The organism is Microcoleus sp. Pol12A5 (assembly GCF_036701435.1).
GTDB lineage: Bacteria > Cyanobacteriota > Cyanobacteriia > Cyanobacteriales > Microcoleaceae > Microcoleus.
Map to the genome: position 1 here is coordinate 1 of NZ_JAUBQU010000089.1, position 19,644 is coordinate 19,644.

At 43.6% G+C, this 19,644-nt stretch carries 13 protein-coding genes; 6 read left to right on the forward strand and 7 right to left on the reverse strand.

Annotated elements, in window-relative coordinates; all coding sequences use genetic code 11:
- Window positions 1–224: 224 nt before the first annotated feature.
- The 4 genes from QUA45_RS20620 (at window position 225) to QUA45_RS20635 (ending at window position 7,647) form a co-directional block, all read left to right on the forward strand.
- Window positions 225–3,092, forward strand: coding sequence for an ATP-binding protein (locus tag QUA45_RS20620; RefSeq protein ID WP_333221990.1), 2,868 nt, complete (start codon window positions 225–227; stop codon window positions 3,090–3,092).
- A complete protein-coding gene (locus QUA45_RS20625) occupies window positions 3,085–4,521 on the forward strand; it encodes a response regulator (RefSeq protein ID WP_333221991.1) in 1,437 nt (478 codons plus the stop codon). The genes QUA45_RS20620 and QUA45_RS20625 overlap by 8 nt, the downstream gene beginning before the upstream one ends.
- Window positions 4,522–4,648: 127 nt before the next feature.
- A complete protein-coding gene (locus QUA45_RS20630) occupies window positions 4,649–5,044 on the forward strand; it encodes a response regulator (RefSeq protein ID WP_333221992.1) in 396 nt (131 codons plus the stop codon).
- Entirely contained in the window at window positions 5,041–7,647 is a 2,607-nt protein-coding gene (locus QUA45_RS20635; RefSeq protein ID WP_333221993.1) for a PAS domain S-box protein, read from the forward strand. Before QUA45_RS20630 ends, QUA45_RS20635 begins: the two co-directional genes overlap by 4 nt.
- 104 nt (window positions 7,648–7,751) lie before the next feature.
- Here QUA45_RS20635 and QUA45_RS20640 read toward each other — a convergent pair whose 3' ends face one another.
- The 6 genes from QUA45_RS20640 to tkt form a co-directional block, all read right to left on the reverse strand.
- Window positions 7,752–8,840 carry a response regulator gene (locus QUA45_RS20640; protein WP_333221994.1) on the reverse strand — a complete coding sequence of 363 codons (1,089 nt, stop codon included), beginning with the start codon at window positions 8,838–8,840 and terminating at the stop codon, window positions 7,752–7,754.
- Window positions 8,841–8,964: 124 nt separating this feature from the next.
- Window positions 8,965–10,467 carry an ATP-binding protein gene (locus tag QUA45_RS20645; RefSeq protein WP_333150368.1) on the reverse strand — a complete coding sequence of 501 codons (1,503 nt, stop codon included), beginning with the start codon at window positions 10,465–10,467 and terminating at the stop codon, window positions 8,965–8,967.
- A gap of 91 nt (window positions 10,468–10,558) precedes the next feature.
- Window positions 10,559–10,711, reverse strand: a complete 153-nt coding sequence (locus QUA45_RS20650) for a hypothetical protein (protein WP_333096912.1) — start codon at window positions 10,709–10,711, stop codon at window positions 10,559–10,561.
- A 310-nt stretch (window positions 10,712–11,021) separates the two neighbouring features.
- Window positions 11,022–11,468, reverse strand: coding sequence for a response regulator (locus QUA45_RS20655; RefSeq protein ID WP_333081177.1), 447 nt, complete (start codon window positions 11,466–11,468; stop codon window positions 11,022–11,024).
- Between the two features lie 48 nt (window positions 11,469–11,516).
- A complete protein-coding gene (locus QUA45_RS20660; RefSeq protein ID WP_333096910.1) occupies window positions 11,517–14,315 on the reverse strand; it encodes a PAS domain S-box protein in 2,799 nt (932 codons plus the stop codon).
- A 504-nt stretch (window positions 14,316–14,819) separates the two neighbouring features.
- Window positions 14,820–16,835: a transketolase gene (tkt, locus tag QUA45_RS20665; RefSeq protein ID WP_333096909.1), complete on the reverse strand. Its 2,016-nt coding sequence runs from the start codon at window positions 16,833–16,835 to the stop codon at window positions 14,820–14,822.
- A gap of 36 nt (window positions 16,836–16,871) precedes the next feature.
- Here tkt and QUA45_RS20670 point away from each other — a divergent pair, with 36 nt between their 5' ends.
- Together QUA45_RS20670 and lysS are read left to right on the forward strand one after the other, a co-directional pair.
- Window positions 16,872–17,009, forward strand: a complete 138-nt coding sequence (locus QUA45_RS20670; RefSeq protein WP_190734883.1) for a hypothetical protein — start codon at window positions 16,872–16,874, stop codon at window positions 17,007–17,009.
- A 317-nt stretch (window positions 17,010–17,326) separates the two neighbouring features.
- On the forward strand, window positions 17,327–18,880 hold the full coding sequence (gene lysS / locus QUA45_RS20675; RefSeq protein WP_333221995.1) for a lysine--tRNA ligase: 1,554 nt from the start codon (window positions 17,327–17,329) through the stop codon (window positions 18,878–18,880).
- Window positions 18,881–19,024: 144 nt separating this feature from the next.
- On the opposite strand, the gene QUA45_RS20680 is transcribed toward lysS, so the two are convergent.
- Window positions 19,025–19,624 carry a TerD family protein gene (locus QUA45_RS20680; protein ID WP_333096905.1) on the reverse strand — a complete coding sequence of 200 codons (600 nt, stop codon included), beginning with the start codon at window positions 19,622–19,624 and terminating at the stop codon, window positions 19,025–19,027.
- Window positions 19,625–19,644: the final 20 nt, after the last annotated feature.

A 19,644-nucleotide genomic window follows, 5' to 3' on the forward strand; every position in this document is an offset into this window, starting at 1 on the left:
CCGTTCTTGTTTGACTGACAATATATTAGATTCTTCTGAGTCCTTTTGTCAAGCGTGATTGAGATGCTCTTACCCTGGGTTTACATTCGATGGGGTCGAGCATCTAGCACAGCTAAAATAGCCCGCATCAATTCTTTCTAGCTAGTCGGCAGTAAATGGTGCTGCTGTTAAGACAGCTTGTGCAAGGACGCTTCTAGACTAAGTTCACCAAACCTCTCAATCTTATGGTTTCTAAACTTTTAGACAAATTACCGCTGCGAACTGTTCTCATAGTTCCATTTGTACTGCAAATCGTCGGAGCCGTGGGACTCGTAGGATATCTTTCTTTTAGAAACGGACAAAAAGCAGTTAATAACCTTGCCAGTCAGTTAATGAGCGAGGTGAGTTTGCGTGTCGAGCAAAACCTGCAAGTTTACCTAACAACTCCCCATCAAATAAATCAAACCAAGCTGGATGCTGTCAACATCGGGTTGTTAAAGATGGAAAACTTATCAGCTTGGGAGAAATATCTTTGGCGACAAGTACAATTATATCCATATATCAATTTTACCTCCGTTGGCAACAATAAGGGAGATTATAGAGCCGGTGAGCAACTGTCTAACGGCTCCCGAATGATTAATGTGATAGAAACATCTACTGGGTTAAATTTTAATTCTTACAGTACAAACGAGCGAGGCGATCGCACTACAGTTACCACCATTGCCAAAAACTATGATAATCGGCAACATCCTGCGTACCAAAAAGCCGTAAAAGTCGGCAAACCTACTTGGAGTTCGGTTTTTGTTTCCTTACTAGAACCGACATTAATTATCAGCGCTATCCAACCAGTATACAGCGAAAAAAATCAGCTACAAGGAGTCTTATTTACTGCCTTGCGTCTCGACCATCTTGGGAGATTTCTCAACAGTCTCAAAGTTGGCAAATCCGGTCAAACATTTATTATAGATCGCCAGGGTACTTTGTTGGCAACTTCCACAACCGAAAACCCGTTTCGCACTAAAGGTAATCAAAGACAATTGTTTAAAGTAGAAGAAAGCAGCAACCCTTTTACTCGCTCTACAGCTAAATATTTAACTGCACAGTATCAAAAATTAGACCTAATTAAAAAATCGGAGTTATTGAGCTTTGAAATAAATCACAAGCGACAATTTTTAAAAGTCTTGCCGTTCCAAGACGGCAAAGGTTTGGACTGGCTGATTGTCGTAGTTGTTCCCGAAGCAGATTTCACCAAAGAAATCGATGCCAATACCCGCACAGCGGTTTTGCTTTGTTTCGCAGCTTTAGGAGTAGCTGTGGCGATCGGCATTCTGACTTCTCGGTGGGTGACCAACCCTATTTTGCGCTTAAATGCAGCAGCAAAAAATATTGCTAAAGGTGAATGGGACACAACCGTAGAAAGCGAGCGCTCGGACGAATTGGGGGAATTAGCCAAGTCATTTAACAGCATGGCTCAACAACTGCAACAATCTTTTGAAACTTTAGAGAACCGAGTGCAAGAGCGGACGGCAGAATTGGCTGTAGCTAAAGACAAAGCAGAGGTAGCGAATCAAGCTAAAAGCACCTTTCTTGCTAACATGAGCCACGAATTGCGATCGCCCCTCAATGCAATTCTCGGCTTTTCCCAACTTATGACTCGCAGCCAAACTCTATCCCCAGAACATCAAGAAAACATTAGCATAATTAACAGCAGCGGAGAACACCTGCTCACCCTGATTAATAACGTACTCGATTTATCTAAAATTGAATCCGGGCGCACCACCCTCAATCCCAAAAAATTTGACCTCTATCGCCTGCTAAACGACTTGGAAGATATGTTTGAATTCAAGGCCCATGACAAGCAGTTGCAGTTAGTTTTTGACCGGAACACCGACGTGCCACAATATGTAGAAGCCGACGAGATAAAGTTGCGACAAATTTTAATTAATCTGCTCAATAACTCTCTTAAATTTACCCAAGACGGGGGTGTAGCCGTCAGAGTTAGCAAGCAGTCATTAGGCCGAAATCAGCAGGTAGAAAAGGGTAAATTTGCTCACCAAGAACTATCATTAAATACAGAAACTTCAGCATTTAATGATCTTAAAATATCTCAATTCAGTCACTCAAACAACCAGATTATTACCGCGCCAAATGACGATTCAGCTTCTACCTCTTCCTTCTTCCTTTATTTTGAAGTCGAAGATACTGGTCCCGGTATTGCTACCAATGAATTAGACGCTCTTTTTGAACCATTCGTGCAAACCAAGACAGGCAAAGATTCGCAAGAAGGTACTGGCTTGGGATTGCCAATCAGTCGCAAATTTGTGGAATTAATGGGCGGCGAAATGAGCGTCTGTTCTGCTGTTGGCAAGGGAACTAACTTTAAGTTTGACATTCAAGTTACTGCGGTCGATGCGGCTGATATTGAAACCCCACAACCGACCCGCAATGTTATTGCTCTGGAACCCCATCAACCCACCTATCGAATTTTGATAGTAGACGATAAAGGGCTAAATCGCCAACTGCTAATTAAACTTCTCAATCCTCTGGGTTTTGAACTGAAAGAAGCTACTAATGGTCAAGAAGCTATTGAGATTTGGGATAGTTGGGAACCGCATCTAATTTGGATGGACATGAGAATGCCCGTGATGGACGGCTACGAAGCGACGCAATACATTAAAAGCACTATTAAAGGTCAAGCTACTGCGATTATTGCGCTGACTGCGAGCGTTTGGGAGGAAGAACGGGCAGTTATCTTGTCGGCGGGCTGCAATGCTTTTATGCGGAAGCCTTTCCGGGAAGCGGATATTTTTGATGCTCTGCACAAACATATCGGAGTGCGCTATATTTATGAAGATCCGGGTCAAACAAATTTATTGCCAATCAAAGAGGGCGATCGCGCAATGACTGCGACTGATCTGGTGAAATTGCCTGATTCACTGGTAGCTGATTTAAAGCTGGCGATACTGAATGCAGATATGGATTTAATTGATACCTTGATAGAGCAAATTCGATTAAAGGATGCAGTAACGGCCGGTGCGATCGCAAATTGTATAGAAAATTTTGAGTACGACAAAGTTTTAAAGTTAATATCTCAAGCAATATCACATGAATAACGACATTCTTAGGACCGAGCGCGGTAATATTTTAGTAGTTGACGATACCCCAGCTAATTTGCGGTTGCTAGCCGGAATTTTGAACACCAAGGGCTATAAAGTGCGCCCGGTACCTAGCGGCGAGTTAGCGCTTTCGGCGGCAAAAGGTATGCCTCCCGATTTGATTTTGCTGGATATTATGATGCCTGAAATGAATGGGTATGAAGTCTGCCAAAAGATCAAAGCTGATGAACGAACTTGCGACATCCCCGTGATTTTTATTAGTGCGATTAATGAGGTACTTGATAAGGTCAAAGCCTTTGCGGTAGGCGGCGTAGATTATATTACCAAGCCCTTTCAGGTGGAAGAGGTTCTAGTTAGGGTAGAAACCCATTTAGCAATGTGCCAATTGCAAAAAAAGCTTCAACAGAAAAACGATGAACTGACACTAACTTTAAATAAATTGCAAGCTACTCAGAATCAATTAGTGCAATCGGAAAAAATGGCTGCATTAGGGCAACTGATTGCAGGCATTGCTCACGAAATTAATACGCCGTTGGGCGCAATTCGGTCGTCTATTGGAAATATTACTAACTTTTTGGATAACAATCTCGAAAGTTTGCCAGTTTTTTTTAAAGAACTGTCAGCAGAACGCCAGCACGATTTCTTGCGTTTGATGTACAGTTCTAGTCAACAAAATTACTCTTTATCTACTAGAGAAAAACGGGTCTTGAAAAAAGAAGTGAAGCAGCAACTAGAGTCGGAAGGCATTGACAATGCTGACAGCCTTGCTAGCATTTTAGTCAATATCGGATTGCAAGGAAATCTGCAAGAATTCTTGTCGCTGCTCAAAGATCCTGAAAGCGAAAATATTATAAAAACAGCCTACGACTTTGCTAGCATTCACCGAAGCGCCCGAACCATCGCTACCGCTACTGAACGCGCTGCAAAAGTCGTCTTTGCTCTGAAAAATTATGCGCGTTACGATGTAAATGGGGAAAAAATACAGGTGAATATTACGGACGGAATTGAAACCGTATTAACTCTTTATCAAAACCAAATAAAGCAGGGTGTGGAAGTTGTCAGAAACTATCAATCTCAATTGCCTCCGGTACTGTGTTATCCAGACGAACTCAATCAAGTTTGGACCAATTTAATTCACAATGCCTTACAAGCGATGGACAATCAAGGAACTTTAACAATTGACGCGGTACAACAAGATACCAACGTCTTGGTAAAACTTATTGACAGCGGTAAGGGGATTCAACCAGCGATTATTCCGAAAATTTTTGAACCTTTTTTTACTACTAAACCTGCGGGAGAAGGCAGCGGGTTGGGACTGGATATTGTCAAAAAAATAATTGAAAAACATCAGGGTAAAATTGATGTGGAGTCGGCACCGGGTAATACAGCATTTACAGTTTCTTTGCCGATTAATTTAACTGAGTAGGTAAAGCGTCGCAGACTGAAGTCGGGGGCTAAAAATTTGCAGTCTACCCGCGCCGAATGTAGAATTTGGAAAACGGTGTGCTTACCCATCGGGCTTCACCCTGCCAAACTAAAGAAGGAAACTAGCGATGTCTAAATCAGCAATTTTGTGTGTGGATGATGAAGTAGGAGTGTTGGAAAGTCTGGAAATTGAACTGCAACAGGCATTTAAGGGTAAATATCTTTGCGAATTTGCTGAAAGTGCTGCCGAAGCCCTGGAAATTATTGAAGAGCTATATGAAGCTGAGGTTAACATTCTAGTAATTGTCTCTGATTGGTTGATGCCTGGAATGAAAGGAGATGAGTTGCTGATTAAAATTCATCAAAAATATCCGCAAATTGTGACAGTGATGCTGACAGGACAAGCAGACAAAGAAGCAATCGAACGCACAACAACTCAAGCAAATCTTCATGCTTTCATAGAAAAACCTTGGCGAAATCAAGAATTAATTGAAGCGATTAAGTCTGGTCTAGCAAATTTATGAAAAAACCAGTCATTATTTGTGTCGATGATGAGCAGACTATACTCGATAGTCTGGAAATAGACCTGCTAAAAGCCTTTGAAGATAAATATTTAATTGAAACGGCTCAAAGTGGCGAAGAAGCTTTAGAGTTGCTGTCCGAACTTTTAGCAGAGCAGTATGAAGTTCCTTTGGTTATTTCGGATCATATCATGCCTAGTATGAAAGGAGACGAACTATTAAGGAGCGTTCATGCTATCTCGCCGAACTGTCTCAAGATTATGCTGACGGGGCAGGCAGATTTGGAGGCGGTAGCCAATGCTATTAACTATGCTAAATTGTACCGATATATACCTAAACCTTGGCAATGTGATGACTTAAAATTAACTGTCACTGAGGCAATATATAAATATTTTCAAGATAAACAATTAGCCGAAAAACAAAGAGAACTTCAGGAAATGAATCAGGAGTTGGTAAAATTAAACCGCAAGCAGGCAATGCTAATTGCCAAACTACATGAAAACGAAAGTCGCTTGACGCAATATCTAGAAGCTATGCCATTGGGCGTGTGTGTACTTGATGCAAACGGGCAATCTTTCTACGCTAACCAGAAAGCGCGGGATATATTTGGAAAAGGCACTGTGCCGCATATTAATTCAGAGCAAAAAGCAGCAATTTATCAATTCTATAAAACCGGGACTAATCAGAGATGCCCCGTGGAAGAATTGCCAATTATGCGGGCGCTTCGGGGTGAAAATGTGCGGACTGAGGGTGTAGAAATTCGTACAGCTAATAAGATTATTCCTGTAGAGAGTTGGGCAACTCCAATTTATGATTCTACAGGGGACATTTCCTATGCAATTATTGCTTTTAGTGACATAAGTGAACGCAAGGAAGCTGAAGCGGCGCTAATTCAAGCTGAAGAGAAGTATCGCGGGATATTTGAAAATGCTTTAGAAGGTATTTTTCAGACGACGCCAGACGGACATTTTATTAGTGCGAATCCTGCTCTGGCGGAAATTTACGGCTACGATTCCGCGTCAGAATTGATAGAAAGTATTAATGATATTCAGCAGCAATTGTACGTGGAACCGAACCGCCGTCAAGAGTTTCTGGCGCTGATGAAACAGCACGGTACTCTGTGTGAGTTTGAGTCTCAGGTTTACTGTCGAGATGGCAGCATTATCTGGATTTCTGAGTATGCGCGCACCGTTTATGATGCTAACGGTGAAGTGCTTTACTATCAGGGTTTTGCTAAGGATATTACTTTGCAAAGACAGGTGGAAGTAGAACGAATCAGGTTTACTAATGATTTAGAAAAAGCTTTGGCCGCCGAAGAAAAGTTAAATGAGGCACTGTCAGAAAACGAAAGCCGATTGACTCAATTCCTAGAAGCGATGCCAGTGGGAATATTTGTTGTCGATGGTAAGGGTAAACCTTTTTACATGAATTCTTGGGGCGAAAGGATACTAGCCCAAGGTTTAATTTTTGATGGGGGTACTGACCAATTTCCTGAAGCTTATCATTTTTACGACGCTGGAACTAATCAATTGTATCCGAGGGATAGCCAACCGATTGTTCGGGCGTTGCGGGGAGAATTTGTGCGTATGGACGATCTCGAAATTCATGGGTCCGATCGCGTTGTGCCGATCGAGGTTTGGGCGACTCCAATCTACGACGAACGAAAAAACATAGTTTACGCCATAGCTGCTTTTCAAGACATCACGGAACGTCTAGAGGTAGAAACAGAGCGCCGCCAATTCACAGAGGAGTTACAAAAAGCTTTAGCAGCGGAAGAAAAATTAACAGATGCTTACGGGCGTTTTGTGCCGCACGAATTTCTCCACTTTCTGGGATATGAAAGTATTCTGGAAGTCAAATTAGGCGATCAGGTGCAGAAAGAAATGTCGGTGCTGTTTTCAGATATCCGCGATTTCACTTCTCTTTCGGAAAGGATGAATCCCGAAGAGAATTTTCAATTTATTAATGGTTATTTGTCGCGGATGGAACCGGCAATTACTGACAATTTTGGTTTTATTGATAAATACATTGGCGATGCGATTATGGCGCTGTTTGATGGCAGTCCGGACGATGCGGTGAAAGCGGGAATTGCCATGCTAGAAGAGCTTAACGAGTATAATATTAGTCGTAATCAGGTCGATTGTCCGCCGCTGCAAATTGGCATTGGCATAAATACGGGTTCTTTGATGTTAGGCACGGTGGGTGGCCAAAGTCGGATGGACAGCACGGTGATTAGCGATGCGGTAAACTTAGCCTCCCGCGTGGAAACTTTGACGAAAGAGTATGAGGTTTCGATGTTAATTACTCACAATACTTTTATACAGTTAAACGAGTTTTATGATTTGAGGTTGATAGATCGCGTAGCAGTTAAAGGCAAATCGCGAATGGTAACACTTTATGAAGTATTTGCGGCGGATCCGCCAGAGTTACGACAGAAAAAGTTAGAGACAAAGACAATCTTTGAGCAAGCTTTGGTACTCTACAATAGTGACAAGTGTGGCGAAGCTATAAGATTGTTTTCGGCCTGCTTGGAAATCAACCCTAATGATAAGGTAGCTCAAATTTATCTGCAGCGGTGTCTGAAAGGAGCGATCGCTCCTGCATAATACCATTTGAGAGTTGAGATTTGAGAATTGGGAATGAGTTATGCCATAAGGATTGGGAGTTTGCCTACAGTTGTATTCTTTTGGGAAACTGGTACAATCATTGTTTAGACAGGCAGGGAAACGCAAACTATGGTTTCTTGCTGCGGCAAACTTTCTATTTTAAATTCTCCTCCGTGCAATTCTGCAAGGCGTTGAACGATAGCCAGGCCCAATCCCAAACCTGCTTGTTGGTACAGTTTGCGATCGAACTGCCTGTAAGCTTCTAGCTGTGCAATCTGATCGGCAGTCATGCCGCGGCCTTGGTCTTTGACAGACAGAATAAAAGTCTGATTTTCGACGAAAGTGCTTAATAAAACAGGCGTTCCTTCTAAAGAAAATTTGAAGGCATTGTCCAAGAGTTCTTCAACAATTTTTGCGAGTCTGACAGAATCCATAGCTACTGACGCATCTTGCAAGTTTAATTGTAAATCGTCGGTTCTATTCGCGTGTTTTGCTTGCTGCCGCGCTTTTTGACTCAGCAAAGATTTTACACAGCTAAATTCGCTGTTTCGCATCTCCTTTAGCAGTTCGGGATTTGTGGCTGCTATCTCCAGTTCTGCATACAGCAAAAAGTTCTGAATCAGTCGATACAAGCGATGACCGGAAATTTGGATTTGACCGATCATCTCTAAGATATCTGATTCCTCTAATACTTTATATTCTGACAGTATCAGCTCAGAAAAACCCAGAATTGCATTCAAAGGAGTCCGCAATTCGTGGGGCAGCGACATACTAATATTAGTGCGTAATTCGTCTAGCGTCTTTTGAGATTGTCGGCTAATTGTTTTTTGTTTTTCAAGCCTAATAGCAATGGCATTTAGCAGTTCTTGCGGCGTACACGGCTTAGTAATGTAATCGTCAGCTCCCAGTTCCATGCCCGTGCGAACGTCAACTTTATCGGCTTTGGCTGTGAGGAAAATAAACGGAATTGTGGCAGTCAAGGGTTCGGAGCGCAAAGCTTTGATGACGCCGTGACCATCTACTTCCGGCATCATCATGTCGCATAAAATTAAATCCGGGATTTGTTCGATCGCCAATTTGATGCCGACTTTGCCGTTAATCGCTCCTATTCCTTCAAAATTCTCGGCTTCCAGCAACTCTAAAATATTCTCTCTAATCGCTTCTTCGTCTTCTATTACCAAAATCTTAGCCACGGTGATAGCTCCTTTTAGTTAGTAGTTTGTTGGAAAGTTCTGGATTCCTACACTTGATAAGTTTGTTTGTTTGGCGCTTAATTAATCGTTAAATAGCGGATATGTATAGTTGATAATTCAGTTGTTATTGACTGGGAGGGCAGATGAGAGGCAAGGTAATAGTGAAAGTTGTACCTTTTCCTTCTTGACTGTCGATCGCGAGTTGGCCGCCGTGAAGTTCCACAGCCCTCTTCACAATTGCTAAGCCGAGACCTGTTCCCGAAATAGTGCCGACATTTGTAGCTCGGTAAAAAGTTTCTAATATCCGCTCTCGATCGGCTTGGGGAATGCCGATGCCCTGGTCTTGAACTTGGAAAACAGCTTCTTTGTTTTGACAGTTGAGGTGCAAGGAAACTGTACTGCCGGCGGGGGAATATTTGATGGCATTTGAGAGGACATTTCCCAAGATTTGCTGCAGCAGTTTTTCATCCATTTGAGCCTCGCAATTGTCGCCTTCATATTGAAAGGCGATCGGGTGTTGGTTGCTGTCGTTAAGCTGTTGCTCTTCTACCAGTTGACGGCAAAATTTTTCAAGGTTTAAGGAAACCGGTTGAAACTGCAAGGTATTGGCTTCGATTTTGCCAATTACGAGGATATCTTCTAATAACTCTGTCATGCGTTTAATTGCTAATTGAATCCGCACAAAATGAGTAGATTTTTTATCTTGGGGCCACTGAGAACTGTAATCTTGCAGCAATCCAGCGGAAAATTGGATAGTTGTCAAAGGTGTGCGAAATTCGTGGGAAACCATTGTGACAAATTTAGCTCGCAGTTGTGAAAGTTCCTTTTCTCGTGCGAGGGCTTTGAGAATTTCCGCTTCGGCTCGTTTGCGATCGCTAATGTCACGGGCTTCCGCAATCAGCAGCAAAACTTGTCCTGTTTCATTTTTAACAGGTTTCAGTGAGAAATCAACTGTCATAATTTGGCCGCTTTTGCCTAACAAGTCGATTTCGCTGCGGAAAAACTCGCCGCGACTTGCTTTGCCGATCGCGCATTGCAATTGTTCGGAAACCTGTGGCGACTGGGCCCAAATCGCCATTTCCCAAATCGGGCGGCCCACAATACCCTGCGATCGCAATCCGGCAAAATCCAGGGCTGTCTCGTTCACTTCCAGCACAATTCCTTCGGGAGTCAGCAGCTTGGTTAGCTGAAACGACGAGTCAAAAATTGCCCGAAAGCGGCGCTCGCTTTCCCGCAGCATTTGAAATGTTTGAGAACGTTCGATCGCATAGCGGATCGTCCGCACTAATAATTGAGTAGTAATTTGACCTTTAACAATATAGTCTTGAGCTCCCAAGCGAACTGATTCGAGGGCGATCGCCTCATCGTCCAAGCCTGTCATTACCACCATTGGCACATCAGGAGCAACTTCTCGCAGGCGAGTTAGCGTTTCCAAACCGCGACTGTCCGGCAAAGAAAGGTCGAGCAAAACTACATCAAAGGGTTGTTTGCACAGTTGTGCGATCGCCTCATGCAAGAACTCAACAGACACCAGTTCCCACTCGACGCCCACAGATACTTCTAACAGTTCTGCAAGTAAATCAGCATCAGCCGGATTGTCTTCTACTAACAGAATTTTAATCCACATAGCTTAGACGTTTTTGACTGTAAAAATTTTACTCTACCAATCTTAGGTTAAACTTTTTTGCTTTCCCTTGCCATTTTCAACTTGAAAATTATTATTTGGGAACTGTCACCACCACCAGCCACCAATCCTTAATCCATCTCACCAGCTTAGCGACTTGACTAAAATCGATAAGCCTAGTTATGTAGCACCGGGCTGACAGCCCATAAAACTTGATCCTCTCTTCATCGGCTGCTGAGGTTGTCATAATTACCACACGAATCATTTTTAACTTGAGGGCTGAGTTGATTTATATCAATATTTATAACCGTTTTTTTAGGCAACATCGGGCTAAGCAGAATTAAATTTGGACGTGAATGCGAACAGAAAACCCTGCTTTTTATTCAATAAATAAAATTATTTTTATACCATATTTTATACTATTCTCAACTTATTAAAAATTGACTTGTCGCCAGCTTTTATAAAGTCCATTCAGTCTCAATGAGCGAATCATCCACCAGGCGAATTTCCATAGGTTGAAAAGTTTTATAGCGTTCACAAGCAAAGCATCTGTTCGTTTAATTTAGAGGAAGTTTGACGACTGCCAGCCAGAATTCCTCAATTAACCTTACTACTTTAGTAAATTCTACGAAATCTACAGGTTTTGTTATGTAACAGTTGGCGTGGAGGGAATATGACTTAAAAATATCTTCTGGAGCTGCTGAAGTGCTGAGAATCACTACAGGAATTAATTTTAACTTTGGGTCAGTTTTAATTTCTTCTAGCACTTCTATACCGCTTTTTTTCGGCAGATGCAAATCTAGCAAAATCAAATCGGGACGAGGTACCCTGAGATAGGGTTCTTTTCGGCGCAAAAACTTGATTGCTTCGACTCCATCCTCCACAAAATGCAAGTTATTCAATATTTTACCCTGACTGAGGACTTCTATTGCCAAATCGGCATCGCTGGGAGAATCCTCAATCAGCAGAATCTCTATAGGTCTAACAGTGCTTCGATCGCTCATAATAGGCGTATCCTTTAAAGTATAAAAACAAAATTGAATTTTTAGGCTTCAGGTACTAATTATAGGAATAGTGAAGTAAAAAGTCGCTCCTTTTCCCTCTTGAGATTCCACCCAAATGCGCCCGCCGTGGCGTTCAACAATGCGCTTGCACATCGCCAAACCTATACCAGTACCGGAATATTGGCGGCGGGAGTGCAGGCGCGCAAAAATGATAAAAATGCGATCGGCATACTGCGGATCGATGCCAATGCCGTTATCGCGGACACTGAACACCCATTCGCTCTCTTGCCTGCAGGCAGCGATATGAATCAACGGGATATCTTGGCGACAAAATTTGATGCTGTTGGCGAGCAAATTTTGGAATAATTGCACCAGTTGAAATTCATCCGCCATCACGGTTGGCATCGCGTCGCAGGTGATTACAGCTTTTGTTTCGGCGATCGCAATTTGCAAATTGCACATAGTTTGCTTAACCACAGCGTTGCAGTCCGCCTGCTCAAACTCCTGACCTCTCGTTCCCAGGCGCGAATACGCCAACAAATCATTAATTAACTGCTGCATTCTGGTGGCACCATCGACAATATAATGAATATACTTATCTGCGCGATCGTCTAAATTTCCTTGATAGCGCTGGGCCAGCAATTGAGTGTAACTGGTAACGGCTCGGAGCGGTTCTTGCAAATCGTGGGAAGCCACATAAGCAAATTGTTCTAATTCCTCGTTGGAACGCTTCAAATCTTCTGTAAGCTGCAGCATTTGCTGCTCTGCTTCCTTGCGGCTTGTAATGTTGTAAACCAAGGCGCAACAAGACAGCAGATTACCCTGGGAATCCATGACTGGACTGGTAGACATATCAGTCCAAATATCTTTGCCATCCTTGCTTTTGAATTTAAATTCGTGTTGTTCACCAATACCTTGCTTGCGCCGCTCGATATTTTCAATAGCTTGTGGTTTGTCCCGTTCGTCCATGAAATCCAAAAGCGACCGCCCGAACATTTCTAATTCACTATAGCCTAGCATTCGCGCCATTGCGTGGTTTACGTAAGTCGTGAGGCCATTTCTGTCAATTACCCAAATACCTTCTTCTGCTAATTCAACTATTTGCCTGTACTTGAATTCGCTTTCGAGCAAAGCAGTTTCAGTTAGTTTCCGCTCAGTGATATCTTTCATAAAACAGTGGTGACCGTTAAATATCCCTTGTGCGTCGCAAGCTTTTACCATCGTTAATTGCTTATAAAAAAACGAGCGATTTTTTCGGACTCCTCTAGCTTCAACTTCTACTTTGCCAGAAATTACCATTTCCTGATAAGCTGAGAGCATCATCTCAACATCGCCCGGGTGTACGGTGAGCTGCCATTTCATGCCAAGCATTTGTTCCGGCTCGTAACCGCATTTATGAGCGTAAGCTCGGTTAACCTTCACGTAGCGCCCCTCAATATCCAGCCGCGAAATGCCTTCCACCGCATTTTGCATGGCACTGGTTAGGTCACGCAGCTCTTTTTCAGCTTGTTTGCGATCGCTAATATCCTGACCGATACCCAAAAAACCGTTAATATTTCCGTTACTATCAAATAAGGCAGTCACCGACAGCAGTACCGGAAACCGCGCACCATCTTTGCGAATGTAAGTCCATTCATTTTCGTCAGCGATTTCCCGGCACGGCAAGGCAAAAAATACTTGAATTCCCGGCTCTATTTTCACTCCCAATTCTTGAGAAAGAACTTCAGCTCTTTGAGCGACCTCCAGAGGGTCGTGAATTATTGCTAGCGTGACTTTCCCGACCACTTCTTCTAGCGAATAACCTAAAAGTTGCTCGGCAGCCCGATTAAATGTTTTAATTGTACCGTCTGGATCTGTAGAAATAATTGTGTAGTTAGCGCTATTAAGAATTGCATTTTGCAGTTGCGTCAATTCCAACAAAGTGAGTGCAATTTTTTCGCGGTAAGCGATTTCTTTTTGCAATTGGTGGTTAGAAATTTCGATTTGAGCAGTGCGCTCCGCAACTCGATGCTCCAGAGTTTCATTGAGCCGTCTATTTTCATCTTCTACCTGCTTGCGTTCTGTAATATCAGTAATAGTACACACATAACTTTTAACTTCCCCATTTTCTCCGATTTTACCGACAGATTGAGCGAATACCCAACTGATTTGAGGGTGATTAAAGCCTTGAAAGCGGTACTCAGATTTAAAGGGCAATTTCTTCTGCGCGGCGCTATACCATTCAGAAAAAACCCGCTCGCGGTCGTCTGGATGAATGCCTTGCAACCACCCTTTGCCCAAAGCTTCATCACAGCTTATTCCCGAAATTTGACACCAGCGCTCGTTGACATACAAGCAGTCTCCTCGAGCATCTGCATAAAATATTCCTACCGGCGAAGCTTCAGTTAAAGTTTGATAGCGAGCTTCCGTTTCTCGGCGTTCAATTATTTCTTTTTGCAGTATGGAATGGATCATCCCTAATTGAGTTGGACTCAGGAGAGTTAATGCTTGGGGAACGAAAGGAATTAATGCAAATGCGGTGTAACCAGAAATCGCGGCGGTAATAATTTTTAGACTGCCAGAAACCCAATAAACAGGATGCCAAAGCGTCCAAACTTCCATTATATGGGTAGTGCCGCAAGAGATAATAAAGGCTGCAAGCAGCCAAAAGATGTTGCGGAAGGGCAAGTCTTTTCGCTGACCGATAAAATAAATTAGGGATAGCGGTATTGAATAGTAGGCCAGGGCAATTATAGAATCTGACACTATGTGGAGCGCCACGAGTTCTCGTTGCCAAAGGTAACAGTAGCCTTGAGGAATATAATTCCCGATGAATAACAGGTGATTTAAAAATTTCCAAATCATCATAAATGGAATGGGTAATCGAGAATTGGTAATTGGTAATTGGTAATTGGTAATTGGTAATTGGTAATTGGTAATTGGTAAGCGGGAATTGGTAATTGGTAATTTAACTCAATTACTTATAACCTATCTCAAATTTTTGAAAGATACAGTCTTGAACGCACCGGGGGCTAAAAACGAGGTTTCTGGTTAGATGCCTCGTTGCTAAACCGAATATTGTCGTAGAAACTGGTTTTTCTTCCGTAACTCTTAATATAGCAATTCTCAATGATTCGCGAGCTGTAGCGAGCTCTAGGTTGGGTAGAACGAAGTGAAACCCAATATTGCGATTTTAGATTTTAGATTTTAGCTTTTCCTTCCTTCTTCCTTATCTTCTAGATAACTAAAGCCTTCTTCTATCCATCGCTTACATCGTTTACATCTGTTACATCCGTTGCCGAAATTCTTCCTTCTTCTATAAAAAATGGGGCGAGCCAGAAGCCCGCCCCACCAAAAATTATGCTGCTGCTATTAACCCAGCAGCGCCTGAGCCTTAGCTACCACATTATCAACGGTGTAGCCAAACTTTTCTAAAGCAACGGGGCCCGGTGCAGAAGCGCCGAATCTGTCGATGCTGATGCTATCGCCTTCGGAACCCAAATAACGTCCCCAGCCGAAGCTAGCAGCCGCTTCAACTGCCAAGCGTTTAGTAACAGCTTTTGGCAGTACAGATTCGCGGTAAGCGGCATCTTGTAAGTCGAACAATTCCCAGCAAGGCATGGAAACTACCCGCACTTTATTGCCTGCGGCGCGCAATTTTTCAGCGGCATCAACGCAGAGGTATGTTTCGCCGCCGGTGCCGATTAAAATGATGTCGGGAGTGCCGCCGTCGTCGGACAAAATGTAAGCGCCTTTGGCTGTTCCTTCCATCGAACTTCCAGCCAAGTTAGGCAAGTTTTGGCGCGACAAAGCCATTAAAGTTGGGCGAGTGCGGCTTTCAACTGCCACTTTGTAAGCGCCTGATGTTTCATTTCCGTCTGCTGGGCGCATTACCAACAAATCGGGAATTACTCGCAAAGAAGCTAGAGTTTCCACCGGTTGGTGAGTCGGGCCGTCTTCGCCCAAGGCTACGGAGTCGTGAGTCATTACATAAATAACTCCAGCTTCCGATAGTGCAGAGAGGCGAATTGCTCCCCGCATATAGTCAGCAAATACCAAGAAAGTGGCGCAGTAAGGAATTAAACCGCCGTGCAAAAGCATACCGTTGGCGATTGCACCCATGCCGTGTTCCCGCACGCCAAACCGCAGGTTACGTCCTTCGTACTGACCTTTTTGGAAGTCTTTTTCACCCTTGAGCAAAGTCATGTTAGAAGATGCCAAGTCAGCGGAACCGCCGATCAGTTCAGGTAACACACTTGCCAAAGCATTCAAACATTTTCCAGAATGATTCCGAGTCGAATCTGCCTTATCTTCCGGCTTGTATGTCGGCAAAACTTTATCCCAACCTTCAGGAAGTTTGCCTGCCACTGTGCGCTCATATTCTGCTGCTTCGGCAGGATATGCTGCTTTATAAGCCTCAAAAGCTTTGTGCCATTCTTGCTCAGCTTGAGCACCGCGATCGACTGCTTTGCGGAAGTGTGACAAAGCATCATCAGGAATCTCAAACGGTGCGTGTTCCCACTTCAAGAAATCGCGAGTTGCTTTCACTTCATCGGTACCCAAAGCAGCACCGTGAGAACTGTAAGAATTGCGCTTGTTAGGAGAACCGTAACCAATGATGGTGCGGACTTTAATCATGGACGGTTTGTCCGTGACTTTTTTGGCTTCTTCAATAGCTTTGTGAACTGCTTCTAGGTTAGTATCTTCATCTAGAGCGGTATTGTCTACTGTAATAACGTGCCAATTGTAAGCTTCAAAACGCTTGCCGACATCTTCAGTAAAGGCCAAGCTTGTGTCGCCTTCAATAGAAATGTGATTGTCATCGTACAAGGCAATTAATTTGCCGAGTCCGAGGTGTCCGGCCAAAGAACAAGCTTCGCCAGAAATGCCTTCCATGTGGCAGCCATCACCCATGATGACATAGGTGTAGTGGTCAACAATTTTATGGTCGGGCTTGTTAAACTTAGCAGCGAGGTGAGCTTCTGCCATTGCCAAACCGACGGCATTAGCAATTCCTTGTCCGAGGGGGCCGGTGGTAACTTCTACGCCTTCGGTGACGAAGTTTTCGGGGTGTCCGGGGGTTTTGGATTCCCACTGACGAAATTGTTTGATGTCGTCGAGGGTGACGCTATCGTAGCCGGTCAAGTACATGAGGGCGTACTGTAGCATACAGCCGTGGCCGGCTGAGAGGACGAAGCGATCGCGATTAAACCACTTGGGGTTTTTGGGGTTGAACCGCATGAACCGATCCCACAGCACAAAGGCCATAGGGGCAGCGCCCATCGGCAGTCCCGGGTGTCCTGATTTTGCTTTTTCTACCGCATCGATGGCCAAAAAGCGGATAGAGTTGATGCAGAGTTCTTCGAGTGATTGGGTTGCAACAGCCATAATTCTGGTTTTTATACGTTAAGAGAGAGAGTGTGTGTGGTCGATTCTGACAGAGGTGCGATGAGCCGAGTTCGATCGCTCGCGTTTCTGCTGTTCAGTTTCTATGGAACTGCCGTGAGGCTGCACTACATATCATCTCACCTGTTGCGATCGACAGACAACTTAATTTTTTAATGTTTCGGTCGCTTTGTGCACTCGATTGTAAATTGTTATCGGAGATATTTCTGGGGCGAGTGCGGATCTGTGCGATCAGGCTACGAGAGCGTGTAACTTATTATTTGGCAAATTGGCTCTCAAAACCACCTAGTTATGATAGAGTTTGGTGTTTCTGACATCTTGCAGCTTTGTCACGAACAGGCAAGATGCCTGTTCCACAAAGAGTGAATTTTCTTGTGGGGAGTAGGGGTTGGGCTCTTCTAGCCCACCCGATCGCACGATGCCAAAATAGTGCAAGATGTCAGATATTTGTAATTTTAATCAGGCAATAACTAATGACTCTCAGTGAAGCCGAAGTCCGCAGTCAAAAAGTAGACGAACTGCGATCGCAAGGCATAGAACCGTATCCCAGTGAATCCTACGCGCGATCGCACACAGCCAAGCAAGTTCGCGAAATATTTAGTCAGCCGGGAAAAGAACTCCAAAACGGAGAAACTGACCCCGAAGAAATTTCCCTGCGATTAGCCGGCCGCATCACTTCCAAGCGAGACAGCGGCAAAATTGGTTTCATCGATTTAAAAGACGCCACAGACAAAATTCAACTCAAAATCGAGAAAGCAATCGTCACCGGCGAAGTCGGTTTGAGCTTTGAACAAATTAAAAAATTGCTCGATGTCGGCGATTTTGTCGGCGTCGAAGGTATCGGCTGCCGCACCCCCAGGGGAGAACTTTCTATTTTAGTGAGGGAATTAAAGCTTTTATCAAAAGCTACCATTCAATTTCCCGATTCTTATTATGGAATTAACGACCCCGAAGTTTGCCGCCGTCACCGCGAAATGGATTTGGCAAGCAACCAAGATGCGCTCAACCGTTTTATGCTTCGCAGCCGCATCGTTCAAAGCATCCGTTCCTATCTGTGGCAAGCAAATTTTTACGAAATAGAAACGCCAACACTGCAAGCTATTTATGGCGGTGCTGCTGCTAAGCCATTCATCACTCACCATAATGCTTTGGAAGTGGATTTATATTTGCGAGTGGCTCCAGAATTATTCTTAAAAAGAGCAATTTGCGGCGGTTTCGAGCGAGTATTTGAACTAGGGAAAGCATTTAGAAATGAGGGAATTGACAGCACCCACAATCCAGAGTTTACCTCTTTAGAAGTTTACCAAGCTTATGCCGATGTTTTCGACATTTTAACAGTTGTCGAAGACGTGATATGTTTCGCAGCGGCAGCGGTATTTGGGGATGTCAAAGAAATTGAAAATCAGGGGGAAATGATTAGTTTAGAACGCAAGTTCGACTACAGCGAAAAATATCCGGGTTTCAGCGGCAAACACTGGCAAGTGAAAACGATGGTAGAATCTGTCAGAGACGAGTTTGGGCTGGATTTTGACAGTTTGGACTTGGAAAGTGCGATCGAATCTGCAAGCAAACTCGAACTGCACCTGTCTAAGTTAGAACAACAGAGTTTAGGCTACGTGCTGTATGCAGTTTTTGACAAATTAGTTGTTCCTAAACTAATTCAACCTACATTCATCATCGACTACCCCGTCGAAGTCAGTCCCTTAGCGAAAGGACATCGCAGCAAGCCGGGATTTGTAGAACGTTTCGAGCTATTTATTAACGGTACAGAATACTCGAACGGATTCTCAGAATTGAACGATCCGAAAGAGCAAAGAAAGCGGTTTGAGGAACAGTTGGCGCAGAAAAATGCCGGCGATGACGAAGCGCATCCAATGGATGAAGACTTTATCCAAGCACTATCTTTGGGAATGCCTAATTGTGCGGGAATGGGGATCGGTGTAGACAGATTGGTGATGCTTTTAACTAATACTCAAAGCATCCGAGATGCCGTCATGTTCCCGACAATGCGGCCGGTCAAAGATTGATTGGAGTAGCTTTTTTGCCGATGTCTAATAAGTACATGGGGATTTTTTAACCGCAGATATCAGCGGATTAACACAGATAAACGCAGATGGAATTTCATCTGCGTTTATCTGCCTTTATCTGCGGTTAAAAAAACATTTTTGATATCACCGCATAAACGAACCGACAACACCGTTCAAATCTTCAGCCAAAGGATTTCCCAAAGCCTTAAACTTCCACTCGCTGCCTTCTCGATAGACTTCTCCCATCAACATATTTAATTTTCCTTCATAAGATGGGTCATTGGACAAGCGATAGCGAGCGATTTCTTTCCCGGCGGCATCTACAGCTCTCACAAAAGCATTTTCTACCAAGCCAAAATGCTGTTTTCTCTCTTTCCCATCGTAAATATTAACTCCCAAAATAATTTTGTGATATTGTGCTGGCAAAGAACTCAGTTTCACCAATATTTGTTCGTCGTCTCCGTCTCCCGCCCCGGTGAGATTGTCGCCTGAGTGAACAACTGTTTTGTCTTTGGACTCCAAATTAGAGTAATAAATTACATCCTCTTTGTAGTTCTTTAATTTGCCATTTTCGCCCAGCAGCAGAGCGTAGGAATCTAAGTCAAAATTTGCACCGCTGCTTCGGCCGAAAAGACCTTGTTTAGATTTCGCTACATCCCAGCCCAAAGCCATTGTCAGTCTGGACAAGTCGTATTCGCTTTTGCTGAGAACGATTGATTGTCCTTTTGTCAAGTTGATAGCCATAGTTTTGTGATTGTGTAAGG